At 71.1% G+C, this 623-nt stretch carries 1 pseudogene; it reads right to left on the bottom strand.

From position 1 onward, the window contains the following. Positions 1 to 472, bottom strand: a pseudogene (locus EAO72_RS41120) (substrate-binding domain-containing protein); the annotation flags it as partial. Between the last annotated feature and the right edge of the window lie 151 nt (positions 473 to 623).

Genomic DNA, 623 nt, shown 5'->3' with positions numbered 1-623 from the left:
GTGTGAGGGACGGGGTCGGAACCTGTACGGAACCGGTGTGCTCACCCTCTATGACGGCGAACAGAGTGCGGGCCACCTGCGCGCCGAAGCTGTGCACGTCGTGGCTCATGGCCGACAGCGTGGGATGGGTGATCCGGCACAGCTGCGAGTCGTCCCAGGCGAGCAGCGACACGTCGTCGGGGACCGCGAAGCCCATCTCCGCGGCGACCCCCGCTCCCTCCTGATGTCGGCCGACCGTCCGACGGCCATCGTCTACGACAACGACATCATGGCCGTGGCGGGAGCGGGTGGCCCTGGCCCCCTCGCTCCCGTCGAAGCCGGTCGCTATCTGGCGGCCCTCGTCCAGCCCCAGCTCCCGCATCGTGGACGCGAAGGCGGTGGCCCGGATGGTGCTGTGGCCGAGCCCGACCGGGCCGCCGACGCGGGCGATGCGCCGGTGGCCGAGCGCCGCCAGATAGCGGACGGCCTCGGCCATGATGTCGTTGTCGTAGACGATGGCCGTCGGACGGTCGGCCGACATCAGGAGGGAGCGGGGGTCGCCGCGGAGATGGGCTTCGCGGTCCCCGACGACGTGTCGCTGCTCGCCTGGGACGACTCGCAGCTGTGCCGGATCACCCATCCCA

This window comes from Streptomyces sp. OR43 (assembly GCF_008042275.1).
Lineage (GTDB): Bacteria > Actinomycetota > Actinomycetes > Streptomycetales > Streptomycetaceae > Streptomyces.
Note: the sequence above shows the minus strand (reverse complement) of the source record. Positions and strands in the feature narration are given on the sequence as shown.